The 19377-nt window shown below is 37.9% G+C and carries 13 protein-coding genes and 1 tRNA gene; 6 read left to right on the plus strand and 8 right to left on the minus strand.

Annotation, left to right across the window (positions count from 1 at the left end; genetic code table 11):
* Positions 1–70: 70 nt before the first annotated feature.
* Positions 71–1150 (minus strand): 4-hydroxythreonine-4-phosphate dehydrogenase PdxA, encoded by a 1080-nt coding sequence (gene pdxA / locus P162_RS07915; protein WP_031426760.1) that lies wholly within the window; start codon positions 1148–1150, stop codon positions 71–73.
* A gap of 102 nt (positions 1151–1252) precedes the next feature.
* Here pdxA and P162_RS07920 point away from each other — a divergent pair, with 102 nt between their 5' ends.
* Positions 1253–1843, plus strand: coding sequence for a riboflavin synthase (locus tag P162_RS07920; RefSeq protein WP_031426762.1), 591 nt, complete (start codon positions 1253–1255; stop codon positions 1841–1843).
* Here the strand turns inward: P162_RS07920 and P162_RS07925 are convergent.
* Both P162_RS07925 and P162_RS07930 read right to left on the minus strand, forming a co-directional pair.
* On the minus strand, positions 1824–2045 hold the full coding sequence (locus tag P162_RS07925; protein ID WP_031426763.1) for a hypothetical protein: 222 nt from the start codon (positions 2043–2045) through the stop codon (positions 1824–1826). The two genes, P162_RS07920 and P162_RS07925, sit on opposite strands and share 20 nt — an antisense overlap.
* Positions 2046–2545: 500 nt before the next feature.
* Positions 2546–6481: a hybrid sensor histidine kinase/response regulator transcription factor gene (locus tag P162_RS07930; RefSeq protein ID WP_031426764.1), complete on the minus strand. Its 3936-nt coding sequence runs from the start codon at positions 6479–6481 to the stop codon at positions 2546–2548.
* Between the two features lie 351 nt (positions 6482–6832).
* On the opposite strand from P162_RS07930, the gene P162_RS07935 reads away from it, so the two are divergent.
* The 5 genes from P162_RS07935 to P162_RS07955 are packed head-to-tail and all read left to right on the plus strand — an operon-like array spanning position 6833 to position 14476.
* Entirely contained in the window at positions 6833–9793 is a 2961-nt protein-coding gene (locus tag P162_RS07935; RefSeq protein ID WP_031426765.1) for a SusC/RagA family TonB-linked outer membrane protein, read from the plus strand.
* 10 nt (positions 9794–9803) lie between these two features.
* On the plus strand, positions 9804–11504 hold the full coding sequence (locus tag P162_RS07940; protein WP_031426766.1) for a RagB/SusD family nutrient uptake outer membrane protein: 1701 nt from the start codon (positions 9804–9806) through the stop codon (positions 11502–11504).
* A gap of 34 nt (positions 11505–11538) precedes the next feature.
* The gene (locus P162_RS07945; RefSeq protein WP_031426767.1) at positions 11539–12330 is read left to right on the plus strand and encodes a SusF/SusE family outer membrane protein; all 792 of its coding nucleotides are present in this window, start codon (positions 11539–11541) and stop codon (positions 12328–12330) included.
* Positions 12331–12339: 9 nt separating this feature from the next.
* On the plus strand, positions 12340–13410 hold the full coding sequence (locus P162_RS07950; protein ID WP_035917293.1) for a family 43 glycosylhydrolase: 1071 nt from the start codon (positions 12340–12342) through the stop codon (positions 13408–13410).
* A 4-nt stretch (positions 13411–13414) separates the two neighbouring features.
* Entirely contained in the window at positions 13415–14476 is a 1062-nt protein-coding gene (locus P162_RS07955; RefSeq protein ID WP_031426769.1) for a cellulase family glycosylhydrolase, read from the plus strand.
* Between the two features lie 370 nt (positions 14477–14846).
* On the opposite strand, the gene P162_RS07965 is transcribed toward P162_RS07955, so the two are convergent.
* From P162_RS07965 to trxA, 5 genes are all read right to left on the minus strand, one after another.
* Complete coding sequence (locus tag P162_RS07965) at positions 14847–16826, minus strand: protein-disulfide reductase DsbD family protein (RefSeq protein WP_031426771.1); 1980 nt, start codon at positions 16824–16826, stop codon at positions 14847–14849.
* A 292-nt stretch (positions 16827–17118) separates the two neighbouring features.
* Positions 17119–17192 (minus strand) — tRNA-Asp (locus P162_RS07970).
* A 96-nt stretch (positions 17193–17288) separates the two neighbouring features.
* Entirely contained in the window at positions 17289–18218 is a 930-nt protein-coding gene (locus P162_RS07975; RefSeq protein WP_031426772.1) for a DUF58 domain-containing protein, read from the minus strand.
* A gap of 40 nt (positions 18219–18258) precedes the next feature.
* Positions 18259–18804 carry a ClpP family protease gene (locus tag P162_RS07980; RefSeq protein ID WP_031426773.1) on the minus strand — a complete coding sequence of 182 codons (546 nt, stop codon included), beginning with the start codon at positions 18802–18804 and terminating at the stop codon, positions 18259–18261.
* A gap of 132 nt (positions 18805–18936) precedes the next feature.
* Positions 18937–19254: a thioredoxin gene (gene trxA, locus P162_RS07985; protein WP_031426774.1), complete on the minus strand. Its 318-nt coding sequence runs from the start codon at positions 19252–19254 to the stop codon at positions 18937–18939.
* Between the last annotated feature and the right edge of the window lie 123 nt (positions 19255–19377).

Below are 19377 nucleotides of genomic sequence, written 5' to 3' on the forward strand. Positions count from 1 at the left end.
TGAAAAATTATGTGAGCTGTTTTTTTTAATGTTTAAAAGTGCACCTTTTCAAACCCTAAACTATCACCTCTTACTCAAAGCGGCCCCTTCTGGATGAAGCTGGTCGTCTTTTCTGTTTTTGCAGCACATCTTTAGTTAGCTTTTTAAACTCCTTGCGCTTTTTAAAAATACTTATGGCTGTATAGACCGCTTCCTTAAATGAATTGTGATCAGCCACCCCTTTACCAGCGATTTCAAAGGCTGTACCATGATCTGGAGAGGTCCTGATCTTGTCAAGGCCTGCCGTAAAGTTGACCCCTTTACCAAAGGAAAGTGTCTTGAAAGGAATTAAACCCTGATCATGATACGCAGCAATGATAGCATCAAAATTTTTATAATTACCACTTCCGAAGAAACTATCTGCGGCGTAAGGACCATACGCCAAATCCCCTTTTTCCCGAATTTTTTCCAACGTAGGAATAAGGATCTCTTTGTCTTCCTGACCTATTACACCTCCATCGCCCACGTGTGGATTTATACCCAGGAAGGCAATTTTTGGCTTTTCTACACCAAAATCCTTTAAAAGCGTATTGTAAATCGTCTTATACTTCTTGTTTATTAAGTCAACTGTTATTTTTTCGGCCACATCTTTTACAGGTACGTGATCTGTAAGAAGTCCTATTTTAAGGCTTTCGGTGATCATGAACATCAGACTGTCACCCTCTAATTCCTGGTTAAGGTAATCTGTATGACCGGGAAATTTGAAGTCGTCATCCTGAATATTTGATTTATTGATAGGAGCGGTAACAAGAACATCAATTTCCCCCATTTTAAGTGATTTTACGGCAGATTTCAACGATTGAATAGCATACTTGCCGCTCTCTTTAGTTTCTACACCAAAATCAATCTGGGCCTTGTCATCAAAGATATTTACAATATTCACCTTACCCTCTAATGCTTCTGCAGCAGTTTTAATTCCCTGAAATTTGATATCGATATCAAAATGTTTCAATAAAAAGCTAATCGTTTTGGCGGAAGCAAAAAATATAGGGGTACAAAAATCAAGCATGCGTTCATCCTCAAAAGTACGCAGCGCAATCTCGCCACCTATACCGTTAAGATCACCTATGCTTATACCTAGTTTAATTTTTTTGTTCTTTATCTTTTTCATAACCTGCAGCAATTTTTCAAACTTTACCAGACCAGAATAGTCTTAAAATTCTAATGGTAATGCCTAGCTTTGTGAAGCAAAAGTAACTAAATAAAGACAACTATGTTTACTGGAATAATCGAAGATTTAGGACAGGTGAGTCAACTGGAGCAGGAAGGTGGGAATTTAAATATTACCGTTACAAGTAAACTGACCCCAGATTTAAAAATAGACCAAAGTGTAGCTCACAATGGGGTGTGTCTTACGGTCGTGAACATTGAAGGAAAACGCTATACGGTAACTGCAATAGAAGAAACGCTTCAAAAAACCAATTTAAACACTTTAGAAACTGGTGATGTGATTAACCTGGAACGCGCGATGATCATGGGCGCCCGTCTGGACGGTCATATGGTGCAAGGCCATGTAGACCAGACCGGGACCGTAACCAGTGTTGAAGAAAAGGATGGAAGCTGGATCTTTAGTATCACTTACGATAGTGCACTGGGCAACCTGACCATAGAAAAAGGTTCAATAACAATCAATGGTGTAAGCCTTACAGTAATAAACACTAAAAAAGATGGGTTTAGCGTAGCAATTATACCGTATACATTTGCCCATACCACCTTTAAAGAATTAAAAGCAGGAGAAACAGTAAATCTTGAATTTGACGTTATAGGAAAATATGTGAGCAGGTTTATGTCTTTGAAAGACTAAGCGATTTTTTGATCCAGTAGTAGATCCCAAGTCCCATGCCCATTGTAAAAAGGATCCATATATGATCATCTATAGGTAACTGTAGTCCTGGAGGTGGGGGCGCATTTTCGGGTGGTGGAGGTGCGTTTTGAGCACTCGTATAGGTTCCTCCATAAAGAAAGAAAATCACAGTTAACAATACAAACTTTAATTTAAGAACCATTTTAATTTTTCTGCACTGATTACGACAAAAAATGTCGCTTTAATATTAATATGGTGATTCAATTGGAAATATACAATTGATTATAATAGTTATGATCAACCATATTTAACAAAATATTTACATTAGCAAATATAATTCACACGTATCGAAAAATGGCATTTTATCGATATAATACGTCTTTGGACTGTTAAATTTCCTTCGAAACCTGTTAATTGGATGCTTTATACCAAAATTTAGAACAACTTTCTAAGCACTTTTTAAATAGAATTTGGTCTCGAAATTAACAAATCCTATACATCCTTTCAAACTAATCAAATTTTTTGATTAATTAAAATATAATACGGTATCCCACTGAATATTAGTTGGGTTACCGAAGATTTCCATTGAACAATCGTACATGTTGCTGCTCAATTTCTAGCCAGGGATCCTGTTATGAGCAAATCAAACGAATGCTAGAAGTATACAAATATGTTAACCATGTTGCGAATTTCAAAACTCAATTACTTAAAGCTATTCATGAATTCTGAAGGTGTCATCTCAAATTGCTTTTGAAAATTACGCCCAAAACTGGTCTGCGAGCGGTACCCCACCATCTCTGCGACTTCGAAAATCTTGCTATTTGTATTCTTTAATAAAAAAGCAGCTTTTTTGAGGCGGCTTATATTAATCAACTCGTTAGGCGAAAGATCTGAAATTTCCTTGATTTTACGGTACAAAGTAGATCTGCTCATATTCAACAAACCAGCGAGTAACGCTACACTAAGATTAGGATCCTTTAGGTTATCTTCAATAATCTTATCCAATTTTTTGAGGAAATCCTGGTCATCTGCAGATAGTGACAGCGTGTGTAAATGCGCTAAGGGAGAATTGCTATAATGCTCCAGGATTGTTTTCCTATTTGAAAGTAGGTTTGATATTTGTACCTGCAAATGATCTATGGAAAACGGTTTTGAGATATAAGCATCTGCCCCAGATTCAAGACCATCAATTTTAATGTTCAAAGCGGTTTTTGCAGTTAAGATTATCACCGGAATGTGATTTGTCTTTGGGTTTTCTTTAAGTTGTTTGCAAAATGTTATGCCATCCATTACAGGCATCATAAGATCACTAATTACCAGGTGAATTTCAAAATCCTGAAAAAACCGCAAAGCTTCCTGACCCTGCGCGGCGATAAGCACATTGTATGTTTCTGATAATTCAGTATATATAAAAGAAGTCAATTCCTGATTATCTTCTACGATAAGAATCACAGGCCTGTTTTTTGTGAAGACCGGTATTTCATTGGTATAATGACTACGGTCAGCAGGTGATGCCTTGTTCAAACTTTTAATACCCGTAATCTGTTTTACCGGCATTTCCAGAATGAACGTATTCATTTTGCGCGTAGCTTTAAAATACAGTTTGCCATGGTGCAGTTCCGTTAATGAATGCGCCAGGGATAGTCCTATGCCAGTACCCACTTTTGTAGGCTCTCCCGGAACGCGGTAAAACGGTTCAAAAATGCGTTGTTGTAATTCCGTAGGGATCAATTTGCCATCATTCTTAATGATCACCTGAAAACTGCTGCCTTTTACAATAAGTTTGACTTTTACTTTCTTTTTTGAATAGTTGATCGCATTGCTAAAAAGATTGCTCAGGACTTTTTTTACCGCTTCTTCATCTACAGAGGCTATGACATTTTCCTGTGGAACTATAAGCTTGAACCTCAAATTTTTGTCCCGAACGAGCTGGCTAAAACGCACATGAGTATCCTGAAGAAGCCCAGTGATACTTACTTCGACAAAACTAAGCTGAACATGCTGCATCTCAGTTTTTCTGAAATCAAGTAATTCATTGACCAGATTGAGCAATCTGGAGGTATTTTTCTCCATAATGCCCAAATTATGCGGAATTTCGGGTGATTTATAGGTGCTTTTCAAAAGTTTTTCAAGAGGGCCTTTGATTAGGGTAAGTGGTGTTCTGATTTCATGGGCTACATTCGTAAAAAACTCGATTTTAGCCTGATAGATCTCTTTTTCCTTGGCATTTTCCAATTGCATTATGCGATGGTTGTTCTTATCATGGGTGTAATGGTGGTAATACCTAAATAAAAAAACCAACAAGAACAAAAACACCAGAAAATACAGGAAATATGCTGTTTTACTGGCAAAAAATGGCGGTAAAATCTCAATTTTCAGGCTTTGCGTATTTTTGCTCCAAACCCCATGGCTGTTTAATGCCTTCACTTTAAAATCATAATTGCCGGGAGCCAATGCCGTAAAGCTAACTTCATGGTTTTTACCCAGACTTACCCAGTTGTCATTTAAACCTTCAAGTTTGTACCAGTATTTGGTCATTTTAGGAGCGGTGTAGCTAAGGGAAGCAAACTGGAGGTCAAATGTAGATTGCTTGTTATTCAGTATTAATTCTTTAGAAAACAAAATAGAATTATCCAGCGGCGAATCAACTTCTCCTACCTGAACTTTTTTATTATTTATCTGAATATCTGTTATGTAAATGGGAGCTTGATAGGTGTTTTTAATAAATGTATCAGGATTGAATCGTATTAGACCGTTTACGCTTCCGAAGTACATCTCGCCGGAATCATCTTTAAAGGCTGAACTATAATTGAATTGATCGCTCAATAAACCGTTAGACTTAGTAAAGATTTCCATCTTTTTAGAATCAGGGTCGTAGTTTACTAATCCGCTTGAAGTACTTATCCAGAGCTCTTTGCTTTTATCTTCTAAAATGGAATAGGTGACATTGCTGGGCAATCCATCTTTTTTACCTATGCGGTTAAAATTTTGCTCTTTTGGATTAAAAAGGTTGAGTCCGTTCTCTGTAGTGATCCACAGATTTTTACTTGAATCTTCATAGATACCATTGATAACATTTGTACTGATACTATGGGGATCTTTGCTGTCGTATTTAAAAAAACCTTTTTCCCCGGTTTTTGTATTAAAATAGTACAGGCCATCCCAGTATGTACCGGCCCATAGAACGCCTTTATGATCTTCCATCATATAGGTATAATGGTAGACTTCCGGAAACCCTGTTACTACTTCAAAAGTCCTGGAATTTTCTAAAAACTTATGTATTCCAGAAGAGGTAAGAATATAAATGTCCTTATTCTCAGCCTCAAAAATATAAAGTATAAAGTCACTACGCAGCCCACCCTCATCTTTTCCTGTTCCAAAATGATCAATTATTTTTCCAGATGGGATATCCATTACGTCCAGACCGTGTTCAAAAGTCCCTATCCACAATTCAGATCCGCGGGGTAATAATCCATGTATATTATAATTAGGGAATGCGCCGTTACTTTCAATAGGGGCATAATTTTTAAATGTTTCGGTAGTACTTTTGAATTGATTTAAGCCTGCATCCTCAGTCCCTATCCATAAATTACCATAGTTGTCTTTTTTTATTTCACGTACAGCATTACCGCTTATGGAGTTTTCGCCTACCCTGGGAAAATACCGTTTGATGGGGGTATATTGTTTTGAATAGTAATTGACACCACCAAAATAAGTGCCTACCCATACTCCTTCTTCCTGATCAAGGGTTAAACAATAAATAGCGTTGTCTGAGACGGCATATGGATCGTTATAATTCTTTTTTAAATGCTCAAATTCTTTGCTTTTAAGATCATATATATAAATGCCAGACTCACTGGCAATCCATAATTCATTTTTATCTTTTCTTAAAAAATTTCTTACGAAGAGTGGATTTTCGTTTTTTGGGAATAAGCTCGTTGTGCGGGAGTTTCTAAGGCTATATGTCAATACACCTTGCGCTTTTGTTCCTATATATAAAGTGTTGTGAACGCTATCTACAGAAAGTGCTGTTATAACGATATTAGTATTTACGCCTAATTGCAAATCAATTTTCTGAAGCGAATTATTAGCTTCGATATATTTGAAAACATCTTCTCCACTAGATACATATATATCGCCAGATTTGCTTGAAGAAATAAAAGAAAAACCGGTCTGTTTGTAAATCTCTTCTTTACCGGTTTTAAGTGATTTTTTAAAAAGATTTCCGGCGGCCACAAACCAAATATTCCCATTACAATCATTTTCAATATCAAGGATAGGCTGATCTTTAGTATTTTTTATCAATTCAAAAGATTCCATCTCTTTATCATACTTAAAAAGACCAGTATCTGTACCTACCCATAACGTATGGTTATATTCTTTTAAACACCTTATAAAATTGCTGCCAATACTGGTGCTATCTCCTGCCTTATGCTGAAAGACCTTATAACTATACCCATCAAATCTATTTAAACCGTCTTTAGTACCAAACCACATAAAACCCCTTTCATCCTGTAACATACTAACCACAGAATTGTGAGATAAACCATCTTCCACCCTATAATGATGAAAAGAATGGCTTTGCCCTTGTACTTCAAACACGGTAACTAACATCAAAAGATAAAACCAAATTCTCATAAGCACAAAGCACGTTAAATAACTGTTGTTTCAACAAATCAAATCATCTCATTCTTCAACGTTTTGTTCCAAAAACCATTAAAGGTTAACACTTATTAAAGATTGAACCATTTTGATGAAAAAATGAAACGGTAAAAAGAAGAGGTTCTAATTTAAATATTCTCCTTTGTAAGGAAACAAGTTGACAAATTTATGTCTCAAAAAATGAGATTTAGATAAGATTAGTTGAGTTTAATTAATGAATTACCAAAAACCAATAACACCTATTTAAGTACGATTTTCCCTAGCCTATAGTAAAGTAGCCAATTTGTTTCATGAGGCCGATAACTAAAAATTTCTAAATGAAATTCTATGAAAACTAAATTACGTTCCAACTTAAAGTCCATACTCCTACTAAATTTAATTCTTTTTTTTACTCATCAAACGTTTGCGCAAGAAGCAACTATTTCTGGAAGCGTCAACACTACAGAGGGTGAACCTATACCCTTTGCCAACATATTGATTAAAGGAACCACACAAGGAACCACGGCTGATATGGATGGTAATTATAACATAACGGCCAGAACCGGTGATTTTATAGTATTTAGTTCTATAGGCTACAAGTCTTTGGAGATAGCCATTGAAAACCAGACTACAATAAATGCAGAATTGCAAGAAGATGTATCAGCACTGGATGAAGTGGTTGTTGTAGGTTATGGTACGTTAGATAAAAAAGAGGTTACCAGTTCCATTACCCACGTAGACGGGGATGAGCTTTTAACAGTATCATCAAATAACCCCATTATGGCACTTCAAGGTAAAGTGCCAGGCTTAACTATAGATAATAGTTCTGCAGCAGATCCCAATTCAAATCCAAGTATCCAGCTAAGGGGTGTTTCATCAAGGAATGCCGGGCTGGGACCTTTAATAGTTATCAATGGTTTTCCTGGAGGAAGTTTACAGGGAATAAATCAAAATGACATAAAATCTATAGATATATTAAAGGGCGGGGCTGCTTCTGCGATATACGGTACACGAGGAAGTAACGGTGTGATAATTATTACAACCAAGACGGGTACTGGAAAACCTTCTGCCCAATATAGTCATTATGTATCCCTCGATTTTCTTTCTGATAATACATTGCGTCCCTTGACCGCTTCACAATATCTAGAAAACGAGCGTGGAATAGATTTTGGCGGAAATACCGATTGGATTGATGCCATTACAAGAAGTAACGCCCTTGTTCAAAAGCATACTTTAAGTGTATCTGGGGGCGGGCCAAGTACGACCTATAGGGCTACAGTAGATTATAAAAAAGCTGAAGGTATTGACATAAGATCATCGCGTGAGGAATATGGCGCGCGGGTCATAGTAAATCACAAGTCCGAAAATGGCAGGTATGAAGTTGACCTGAACATTGCACCACGCTATGCAAAAAGAAATGATGCGAATTATGATGTATTTGGTAAAGCACTGACGCTCAACCCTACAATCCCGGTACGCGATGCGCAATCTCCAAGTGGCTATACTAATATCCAGCAAGGGTACGACGGCCCATACAATATCTTAGAAACACTAAGTCTTGAGGAAGATGGTTCAGAAGAAAAAATACTGGACTGGAACGGGAGCTTTACCTGGAATTTTTCACCCACATTAAACACAAAGATTTCTATAGGAGAATCAACCACCGATTATTTTGATTTCTTTTTTAGACCTTCTACTTCAAGTATTGCGATAAATTTTGATGAAGGTGAAAATTCTGCCAATAGGGCTTACAATAAATACGATACGAAGAGCCTTGAATGGATTGGCAATTATTCTCTTGATATAAAGAAAAATACTTTTAAACTGCTGGGCGGGTATTCCTATCAATATTTTCAGTCATCTGGTTTAAGCGCATCAAATCGAAATTTCCCCAGTGATGCTTTTACTTATAATAATTTAGGCAGTGGTCTCTACAATCAGGAAGAAGAAGGAAGACTAGGGCTAGGCAGTTTTAAAGACAGTTCTACATTGATAGCCTTTTTTAGTCGATTGAATTATGACTTTGATAATAAATATCTAATGTCTGCAAGTATACGTTACGAAGGTTCTTCAAAATTTGGATATGAAAACAAATGGGGGGTTTTCCCCGCAGTGTCTGTTGGTTGGCGAGTCAATGATGAGGAATTTATGGAAAATGTAACCTGGATAGATGAACTAAAGCTGAGGGCTGATTATGGTGAAACCGGCAATCAGGATTTTGGAAATTATCTTTCCTTGGATACTTATCAGGGTTTTGGATATTATCCACTGGCGGGAGAATATTACCAGGTATGGGGGCCTAATCAAAATACAAACTACAATTTGAAATGGGAGAAAGCAATTAATACAAATATTGGTGTTGACTTTGGTTTCCTTCAAAGATTTTCGGGATCATTTAATTATTATAAACGAAAAAACGAGGATCTATTAGGCTATTATCCAGTACAATTGCCTCCTAACATCGTAGATCAAACCTATGCCAACGTAGGAACTATGGAAAATTCCGGTTTTGAATTACAACTCAATGCAAGTGTTATAAAGAGTGATGATTTTAGTTATGACATAGCATTTGCCGGTTCTACTATAGAAAATAAATTTGTTTCATTTTCCAATGCCCAGTATGAAGGGCAGGACTTTATAGATGTTGTGGGACTGCCTGCCCCGGGTTCGCCAGGAAATGCACAGCGGCTGGAAGAGGGCAAAAGAATTGGGTCATTTTATATGTACAAATCAGCAGGAGTAAGTGATCAGGGCGAACTTTTAATTTATAATCAGGCTGGAGATGTTATTACCGGCGCTCAGGCAGTTTACGATGATAGACAATTTGTGGGAAATGGTTTACCTCGTTATAATTTGAGCCTAAGCAACACGTTCAAATATAAAAACTGGGATGCGAGCGTTTTCTTCAGGGGAAAATTTGATTACGAACTTTTTAATACCCTAGGCTTTTATATTGGAACACCCGTGACCCCTAATGAGGCAAATGTTCTACAATCTGCCTATGAAGGACCCTATTCCCAACTTACTAGTTTTACTACGATTTCTTCGGTTTCAGATTACTTTCTTGAATCTGGCGACTTTGTCAAACTTGAAAATATCACGCTTGGATATACGGTAGATCTTAAAGAAGGATTCGCAAATTCTTTGAGAATATATGCTTCTGCCAATAATGTTGCCACATTTACCAATTTTTCAGGAGGGGACCCAGATTCTTATCCATTTAATGGACTATACCCAGGTATAAATTCCAGTAGGCAATATTATCCTTCCACAACACAAATTGTATTTGGATTTGATTTCAACTTTTAAAATTTACACAATGAAGAATAATACCAGAACATATATAGGATTGTTGCTATTTACAATAGTTAGTTTGATCAGTTGTACAAATCTTGAAGAAGAACTGTATGACCGGGTAACTTCTGAGAATTTTATACAAACCAAAGAAGATGTATATCGTACGTTCTTGCGCTCTTTTGAACATGGTTACTGGACTGTACAGGGTGATCAATATGATATGCAGGAGAACACCGGAGACCAGTTAATGACAGCTACACGTGGTGCAGATTGGTTTGACGGAGGGAAGTACATCAGGTTGCACAACCATGAATGGAACACTGATGATGGTTTTGTAGAGGGAGGGTGGAAAAACCTATATACAGGGATAGTTTTAGCTACAAACTCTTTAGAAGACATACAGGCTCTGGATCCCTCAAGTGTGAAAATGAGCGAAGAGGAAAGATCTGAGTTAGTTTCTGAACTGAGAATTTTAAGAGCATGGTATTATCTCCGTCTGTTTGATTTCTACAGGAATATACAACTAATCACAGCGGTCAAGGGAGAAACCGAAGCAGTTGCTCAATCTACGCCAAAGGAAACTTTTGATTTTATTGAAAATGAAATTTTAGAATCGGTTCCGGCCTTGTTTGCAAAAGGAGATCCAGGAACAGAGAATTTTGATGGGCGATGGACAAAGGCAGCGGCTATGACACTTCTTTCCAGATTATATTTAAATGCAGAAGTATATATAGGAGAGGCTAAATATGAGCAGTGTGCTACTATAACACAAGATATAGTAGATGGGAAATATGGTTCCTACGGTATTGAAGAGCGATGGGATGCTCCGTTTGATTATGACAATAATTCAAGTAAAGAAACCCTATTTGCATTTCCGGGATCTTTCACGCGCACACACTGGCATTATTCAAGTGGCATGTTCTGGTGGCAGTTTCCCGCAAACATAAATTTGTATTTCAATTTTACCGCATTTGGTAATTCAAACCCCAAATATGCTTTACAACCGGGTAAGGATCTAGAGGGTAATGAATATGCCTTCCCATTAGGGAAACCATTTGTGAAGTTTGAAAAATATCCTGACGACGTAAGGCTTATAAAATATAAAAATACAGGTCTCTCCTCTCGTGAAGGCATGTTTCTGTACGGCTACCTTCCCTACAATGATGGCTCAGAAGTCTTAATGTCCAAGGATGGTTCCTATAAACTATACTTAAGGGATCAAGTAGGACAGTTCAATGATCTTGAACCAGAGCAAGAGTTACAAGGTGCTTCTACTATGCTCACCGCTGATGAAAATTCAGGTGTAAGGCTTGTAAAATATCCTTTTTATTCAGACGACTCACCAAATAGAATAGAACCAGATTTTGTTGAAATGCGTTTAGCAGAAGTGTACTACACCCTGGCGGAATGTAGGTTTAGAGAAGGTAATTTAGCTGAAGCCGCAAACCTATTGAACCTTGTAAGAAGCAGGTATTATCCTGAAGGTTCTCAAAGTCTTTACGAGGCTGGTGAGTTGAATGAAGTAGAACTTTTAGATGCCTGGGGTAGCGAGTTTTTAGGAGAAGGCCGTCGTAGAATTGACCTTATTCGATTTGGCAAATTTACAACAGGGGCCTGGTGGGATAAAGAATCAGATGGTGGAGATGATCATCTTGAGGTTTTTCCACTTTCTGAAAACACTTTGAATGTCAATCCTCAACTTGTTCAAAATCCCGGTTATTGATTACAGCATCTGATAATAATTAAATAAATCCCACATGAAAAAGTTCATTAGCACTATTGAAAATATGAGATATGGAATATTTAAAAGGTACCTGTTTGGCTTCTGTTTTTTATTAATCTTACTTACGGGATGTACAGATGATGATACTTTAGATGAGAGGCTGCCTACAATAGACGTTGAAGGTATAGAGATGAATGAAATAAAAGAGACTCCATCAACTGAAGAAGGTTTTATACTTAAAATGATAATCGCAGACAATGCCGGTCTTTTGAAGTACAAAATTGAAGTTGATTCAGCTAGTGCTGAGGTTTTCACTTTTGAAAACTCTGATCTTCAGTATAAATTAGAACATGCTGATATATCCCTTGAAAACCTCTCTACTAACTACTTGTATGATGTTAAAATAATTGTAGATGATATCAATTCAAATTCTTCGATTTTTGAATTTAAATTGAGAATAAATGATTTTCAAAAATATGATTATCTTGGCTTGGTAGGTGATGCTACAACTGCAGGTTGGAATCCTGGTGCTTCAGCAGAAATGGTACAAGATCCCAGCGATCCCGCTATATTTACCTACGAGGGCTCTCTAAAATCAACAGGTGAAGGAGCTCTTAAAATCGCAACCTTTTTAGGGGATTGGTGTGACGGAGAATGGTTATATGCACCTCAACCCAATCAAAATATTGAAGCATCTGCCGGCTTTGTCATTAACGGATGTGGCGGGCCAGATGACAAATGGCAGGTTACTGAAGAAACCGAAGGTAATTACTTAATAACCGTCAATTTGAGAGCGAAAACTATAGATTTTCAGAAACAAGACTAGGTATTTATGATTAGCACATCTTTTAAAATAGTTCTATACTTTTTTTTATCTGTCTTTACTTTTGGCAATTCACAACATAATCATCAAGACAATACAAAGGAGCGACAACAAAGCACGTTCCAAAATCCAATTTTAGATTCTGGTGCAGATCCCTATAGCGTATTTGTAGACGGGTATTATTATTACACAAATACAAGTGGTAATAAAATAACGCTATGGAAAACAAAAAACCTTGCTAACCTTAGAGAAGCAGAATCCCAAACAGTATGGACACCGCCCGCTGGGACAAACTATAGTAAGGAAATCTGGGCGCCAGAAATACATTATATCAATAATATCTGGTATGTCTATTTTGCTGCGGATGATGGAGACAATAAAAACCACCGCATGTATGTTTTAGAAAACAAATCTAAAGATGCACTGCATGGCACTTGGGATCTTAAAGGCAAAATTGCCGCCTACCCAGATCGATGGGCCATTGATGGTAACGTTTTTGAGTTTAACAATGCCTTATATATGGTATGGTCAGGATGGGAAGGTCATACAAACGGACAGCAGAATATTTATATCGCCAAAATGAAAAACCCGTGGACCATTGAGGGAGATAGGGTTTTGATTTCACAACCTACATACACTTGGGAAAAACAGGGAGATTTAGATGATCCCAACAACCCTCCACACGTGAATGTAAACGAAGGCCCTCAATATCTAGAGCACAATGGCAATAAGTTTATAATATTTTCAGCAAATGGATGCTGGACCGACTATTATTCCCTGGGAATGCTCAAATTTACCGGTAACGATTTATTAGATCCCGCTGCATGGGAAAAGCACCCTAAACCTATCTTTGTAAAATCTGAAGAGAATTCGGTTTACGCACCTGGACATAATTCGTTCTTTAAATCTCCTGACGGAAAAGAGGATTGGATTTTATATCATGCCAATGCAAACCCCGGAGATGGTTGTGGCGGAAAACGATCTCCACGCATGCAGCAAATTAAATGGAATACAGATGGAAGCCCTGATTTTGGGATTCCCGTTTCAGAAAAATCAATTTTAGAAATACCTTCTCAATTATAAAAAGATGACAAAACGATATCTAGTAGTTTTTATATTTAGCCTGAGCCTGTTAAACATTTCAGCTCAACAGCGCTGGAGCAAAGAAAAAGCAGATTCCTGGTACGCAGCGCACGACTGGATCACAGGCGCTAATTTTGTTCCCAGTACGGCAATAAATCAGCTCGAGATGTGGCAGAAAGACACTTTTGATCCCGAAACTATAGACCGCGAACTTGGTTATGCCGAAAACATAGATTTCAATACTATGCGTGTCTATCTACATAGCTTAGCCTACAAAGCAGATCCTGAAGAATTTAAAAAACGCGTCGACACCTATTTAGGCATAGCTGATAAACATAATATTAAGACCATATTCGTCATTTTTGACGATGTATGGAAAGCCGAGCCGAAAATAGGAAAACAGCCTGATCCTAAACCAGGAACTCACAATTCAGGATGGGTTCAGGACCCTGGCTATCCCGCATCTAAAGAAGAAAGTAATTTTCCAGAATTGAAAAAATATGTTCAGGACATTATTGGCACTTTTAAAAATGATGAGCGCGTATTGTTCTGGGATCTCTATAACGAACCAGGCAATAATGGGAAAAATACCGAGAGTCTTCCACTTTTAAAGCAGGTCTTTGCCTGGGCACGGGAGATAGACCCATCGCAACCATTATCTGTAGGTTTGTGGGACTGGAGCTTTACCGAACTTAATGCATACCAGGCACAAAACTCAGATATTATTACCTATCACGATTATGAAAACCCAGAATGGCACAAAAGGGTTATCCAGCTTTTAAAAGCTCACGACCGCCCTATGATCTGTACAGAATATATGGCCAGAACTCGCGATAGCAGGTTTTCAAATACACTTCCCATGCTTGCCGAATATAAAATAGGTGCCATAAACTGGGGATTGGTCAAGGGGAAAAGCAATACGATCTATGCCTGGGATACTCCTATTGGTTCTGGCGAAGAACCTATAGAATGGTTTCATGATATTTTCAGAAAAGATGGGACTCCTTATCGAGAGGATGAGGTAAATCTCATTAAAAAACTGAATGAGGAGAATAACAACAATTAACGCTCTATTTCTTAAAATTTAAGCGAATTTTGAACCAATTTCTGGCATTTTCATTCGTTTTTGGACGTTTCCCTGCGGGTCGGGCTTTACGTTGCAATCTTTTTCCCCGTACCTCACAAAAAGGATTTCCACTGCAATCCCTAACGCAAACCCGTTTTCAAATCATAGGATCGTTTTTGGCAAATTGCAAACCAAATATGGCAAGTTCAACGGAAGAAAATTTTTATAATTCTGATAACGGATATAAAGATATTTTTTAAGTAAGTAATACTTTTAAATAATCAATTTTCCACTTGTGCTCAATGACAATCCGTGTTGTAAAAAAAACTTAATATCTTGGGACTTTAGAATTTTCGGCACTAATGGAATTTTACTTTTGATAACTCTTTATCCCCTCTTTTAACCAGTCTAAATACGATTCTATATCGGGATCGTAAGCAGTGGGCTGATTTAGGTTTTCACCATTGTTATCGATCAGCACGTAGTACGGCTGCGCATTGGCTTTATAATGTTTGATCTGAAAATCGCTCCACTTGTTTCCTACGGTCTCTATCTCTTTTCCGGTGGTTTCCGAGACATACTGCTGGCTTTCCGGTAGCTCCTTTTTATCATCAACGTATAGGGAAATCAATACGACGTCATTCCTTAAAACCTGTAAAACCTGTGGGTCTGGCCACACGCGCTCTTCCATCTTACGGCAGTTCACGCAGGCATATCCAGTAAAATCGAGCATTACGGGTTTATTCTGGCTTTTGGCGTATGCCATGCCCTCCTTATAATCTTTAAAGGTAATAATATCCAAAGGGCCCAATTCTGCATTTGGTGGGATTTCAACAGATGCGTTATTGCCTCCTTGTGAATTTCCCACGCCATAAGGGGACTCACTATATTGCATGGGTGGAGGAAAACCACTGATCCATTGCAAAGGTGCCCCCCAAAGTCCTGGGATCATATAAACTACAAAGGCTAGAACAAAAAGGCCCAGACTTAATCTTCCAACTGAAATATGTGGCAACGGACTATCGTGTGGAAGCGTTATTTTTCCGAATAAATACAAAGCCAGACTACTAAAAATAGCTATCCATATAGCTAGAAATGTCTCCCGCTCCAGTAAATGTAATTGCAATACGAGATCGGCATTGCTCAAAAACTTAAATGCAAAGGCAAGTTCCAGAAAACCCAAAACCACTTTTACCGTATTCAGCCAGCCACCAGATTGTGGCAAAGTGTTTAACCATCCCGGAAATGCGGCAAATAACGCAAAGGGCAATGCGATTGCAGAAGAGAAGCCAAGCATCCCTACAATAGGTGCTATCCCACCGGTAGATGCTGCTTTGACAAGTAAAGTCCCTACAATAGGCCCCGTACATGAAAAAGAGACAATGGCCAAGGCCAGCGCCATAAAGAAAATGCCAATAAACCCGCCACGATCTGCCTGTGAATCAATTTTATTTGCCCAGGAATTGGGTAACATTATCTCAAATGCCCCCAGAAACGAGCATGCAAAAATCACGAGCAGTGCAAAAAAGATGAGGTTGAACCAGACGTTTGTAGAAAGCGCATTGAGTGCATCAGCTCCAAAGATCGCCGTAACTACAGAACCTAAAATAACGTAGATCAAGATGATAAAAAAACCGTAAGACAAGGCATTTTTTATTCCGCTTGCCCGGCTTTTGCTCTGCTTGGTAAAGAAACTAACCGTCATGGGAATCATAGGAAACACACAGGGCGTAAGCAAAGCTGCAAAACCGCCTAAAAAACTGAGAATAAAAACACTCCAGAGATTGCCGTCACCCTCCTTTATCACTTCGGTCTCTTTAGAATCATCTTGAATATTATCAGAAGAAACAGAAGGTTTTGAATCTGTATTTTCGCTAGGCCCAGCAGTAGGTTCTTCTAAAATTGAAACCTGAAAAGATTCGGTTTTAGGGGGAAGGCACTGAGTATCATTACAGACCATAAATTCTACTGAAAAATCTATAGTTCGCGCCATATCTTTATTAAGCAGGATAAATTGCTGTGTAAAAAGGGCGGTATTATCAAAATACTTAATGGGCATTTCAAAAATGGGGTCGTCCACAATATGGCCTTCGGGTTCTTTAACCTCCTCTACAAGCTCATATCCTTCACTTTTCTCAAAAAGAAACGTTGTAGGAATAGGACCTCCGTCTTCAACATTTTGGGAATATAAATGCCACCCCGGTTGAATAGCTGCCGTTATATTTAATAAAAAATGATCATCTCCGGCTGTCTTCTCAATAGATGTTGTCCAACGTACAGGATCATAGATTTGCGCATATGACAATTCCACAATAAATAGTGCGCAGATTGCAAATAAAAGTTTCCTCATCATCAATTTTATTTCAAAAGTATTTTAAAAACAACTTTTGCTAGAAGTTCTCCCTATTTATTAAGAATGCAAATTTAGCGATAACTAATTTGTCAATATTATAAGATCGTATTTAAATCTGAAGGGAAAGTAAGCCAAAAGTATGGGGCACTATAACTAATGAATGAAGGATGCTGGTGGATAGAAGTTCAAAAGATTGTAGCTACCTTTTAAAGATATAGAATGTCCTGAAGCTATATAAAAGTGGAATTTCTATAAACAAAAAAAGCCCTTCTTTCGAAGAGCTTTTAAGCGGTCTGGACGGGACTCGAACCCGCGACCCCATGCGTGACAGGCATGTATTCTAACCAACTGAACTACCAGACCAAAATTTCAATCTGCAAGAGCGCCTATTGCTTTCTTGCGGGTGCAAATATAGCTTCTTTTTATAAGTGCACAAACAATTTTCGACAAATTTTTATTTTATAAAAATTTACGTCGTTCAACTAAAAAGGAACTCAGTATAGGAGCAAAACCTTTATTGATATCCGCAGCTATATAGCTAATGTTATACTGTGCACAACGTAACTTCAACCCTTCAAAATATTCAGAAACCGCTTTTTTATAATTTGATTTCACCGTATCTGCATATATATTGACATGATTTCCAGTTTCAGTATCTATAAATCGTTTAGGTGCGTTATCAAATTCAAAATTGAGCTCGCTATCACCATCATAGGTATGAAATACCACGACTTCATGTTTATTATATTTTAAATGCTGTAAGGCTTCAAAAACACGGTCCCGTGCAAGTTCATTTTGAAAAAGATCACTGAATAAAAAGACAAGGGACCGCCTTTTGAGTTTTTCGGCAATAAGATGGAGATTGGAATGCGTTGCGGTTTTTACCTGCTCCGGATTACTCAGCAGCGTTTTATTCAACTGATCAAGTAACATATAACGGTGCCGGTCACTCCCCTTCTCTGGCGCATAGTATTCAAATTCTTCGCCGTAGACGCTCAAACCTACTGCATCACGCTGTTTTTTCATAAGATGCATTACCGCAGCTGAAGCAAGTACCGCAAAGGCCATTTTGTTAGGTCGGTTGAGATCTACTTCCTTCAGCAGGGGATAGTGCATAGAACTACTGTTATCTAATATAAGATGACAGCGCAGATTCGTCTCTTCTTCGTAACGCTTGGTGTATAACTTATCAGTACGCGCAAAGAGCTTCCAGTCGATATGCTTTGTGCCTTCGCCCTTGTTATAAACTTTATGTTCGGCAAATTCAGCAGAAAAACCATGAAACGGACTTTTATGCATTCCCGAAATAAAACCCTCTACCACCTGCCCCGCAAGCAATTCCAGATTGTTGAATCCTGATATGCTGTTGAGTTGTGCCTGAAAATCCATTTGCTAGAGGGTTTGATAACGCTTACTATGAAGCAGCAGACTATTTTATTCCGTCCACAATGCCATATTCTACAGATTCTTCCGCGCTCATCCAGTGATCACGGTTAAAGTCCTTCATTATCTTCTCATATTTCTGGCCACAATTGTCGGCTAAAATCTGCGCACTCAGCTCTTTGGTTTTTAGGATTTCCTGTGCGGTAATTTCAATATCACTGGCCTGACCACGTGCACCTCCACTAGGTTGATGTATCATCACACGGGCGTGTGGCTGTATAAAACGTCTGCCTTTAGCCCCTACGGAAAGAAGAATACTTCCCATACTGGCTGCCAGACCCGTACAAATGGTAGAAACTGGACTTTTGATTGATTTTATAGTATCGTATATAGAAAAGCCTGCCGTTACATAACCCCCGGGACTGTTAATATAAAATTGTATTTCTTCACTGCCTACAGCATCCAGATATAATAAACGGTCCACAACATGTTTTGCACTTTTATCATCTACCTGACCCCATAAAAATACTTTGCGTTCTTCAAGTAGTTTTGCGTCTATTAAGTCTTGTGGTTTTATCTTTTTGTTTTCCATAATGAATATTCTTTAATGAGAAGGAGCACATACGCATCCTTTTCATCTTCTTACTTATTGTTTATTTATGTACTAAAATAGAAAAGGTCTGGCTTTGCGCCAAACCTTTATCTTACTATTCTTTACTACAGCTTACAATAGTTTGTCTATTGCCTCTGCGTATACATTTTTTGCAGCAACACCTACTTGACGTCCTACTACTTCTCCATTTTGAAACATAAGTACAGTAGGGATGTTACGAACACCAAATTTTGCAGCGTATTCCTGATTTGCATCAACATCCAGTTTTCCTATAACAGCCTTGCCGTCATATTCTTTGCTTATTTCTTCTATTACGGGACCTACCATTCTACAAGGTCCGCACCATGCCGCCCAAAAATCTACAAGAACGGGCTTGTCTGATTTTAAAACGGTTTCCTCAAAATTAGCGTCTGTTATCTCTAGTGCCATATTTTTATCTTTTATATTGAATTATATACAAATTTACTCAATTATTGTTCCATCAAAGCTACTAAGTAAATTAGATTTCTTTATCTGCCAATTGGTCATATTTATTGCCTTTGAAGGTCCAAG

This window comes from Flavimarina sp. Hel_I_48, from assembly GCF_000733945.1.
In the GTDB taxonomy this organism is placed as follows: domain Bacteria; phylum Bacteroidota; class Bacteroidia; order Flavobacteriales; family Flavobacteriaceae; genus Leeuwenhoekiella.

Excerpts from the sequence above, each read along its gene's own strand:
- P162_RS07925 (WP_031426763.1), bottom strand. The coding sequence starts at position 2,045 with ATGGTTCTTAAATTAAAGTTTGTATTGTTAACTGTGATTTTCTTTCTT.
- P162_RS07920 (WP_031426762.1), top strand. The coding sequence starts at position 1,253 with ATGTTTACTGGAATAATCGAAGATTTAGGACAGGTGAGTCAACTGGAG.
- P162_RS07955 (WP_031426769.1), top strand. The coding sequence starts at position 13,415 with ATGACAAAACGATATCTAGTAGTTTTTATATTTAGCCTGAGCCTGTTA.
- pdxA (WP_031426760.1), bottom strand. The coding sequence starts at position 1,150 with ATGAAAAAGATAAAGAACAAAAAAATTAAACTAGGTATAAGCATAGGT.
- P162_RS07980 (WP_031426773.1), bottom strand. The coding sequence starts at position 18,804 with ATGGAAAACAAAAAGATAAAACCACAAGACTTAATAGACGCAAAACTA.
- P162_RS07940 (WP_031426766.1), top strand. The coding sequence starts at position 9,804 with ATGAAGAATAATACCAGAACATATATAGGATTGTTGCTATTTACAATA.
- P162_RS07945 (WP_031426767.1), top strand. The coding sequence starts at position 11,539 with ATGAAAAAGTTCATTAGCACTATTGAAAATATGAGATATGGAATATTT.
- P162_RS07930 (WP_031426764.1), bottom strand. The coding sequence starts at position 6,481 with ATGAGAATTTGGTTTTATCTTTTGATGTTAGTTACCGTGTTTGAAGTA.
- trxA (WP_031426774.1), bottom strand. The coding sequence starts at position 19,254 with ATGGCACTAGAGATAACAGACGCTAATTTTGAGGAAACCGTTTTAAAA.
- P162_RS07935 (WP_031426765.1), top strand. The coding sequence starts at position 6,833 with ATGAAAACTAAATTACGTTCCAACTTAAAGTCCATACTCCTACTAAAT.
- P162_RS07965 (WP_031426771.1), bottom strand. The coding sequence starts at position 16,826 with ATGAGGAAACTTTTATTTGCAATCTGCGCACTATTTATTGTGGAATTG.
- P162_RS07975 (WP_031426772.1), bottom strand. The coding sequence starts at position 18,218 with ATGGATTTTCAGGCACAACTCAACAGCATATCAGGATTCAACAATCTG.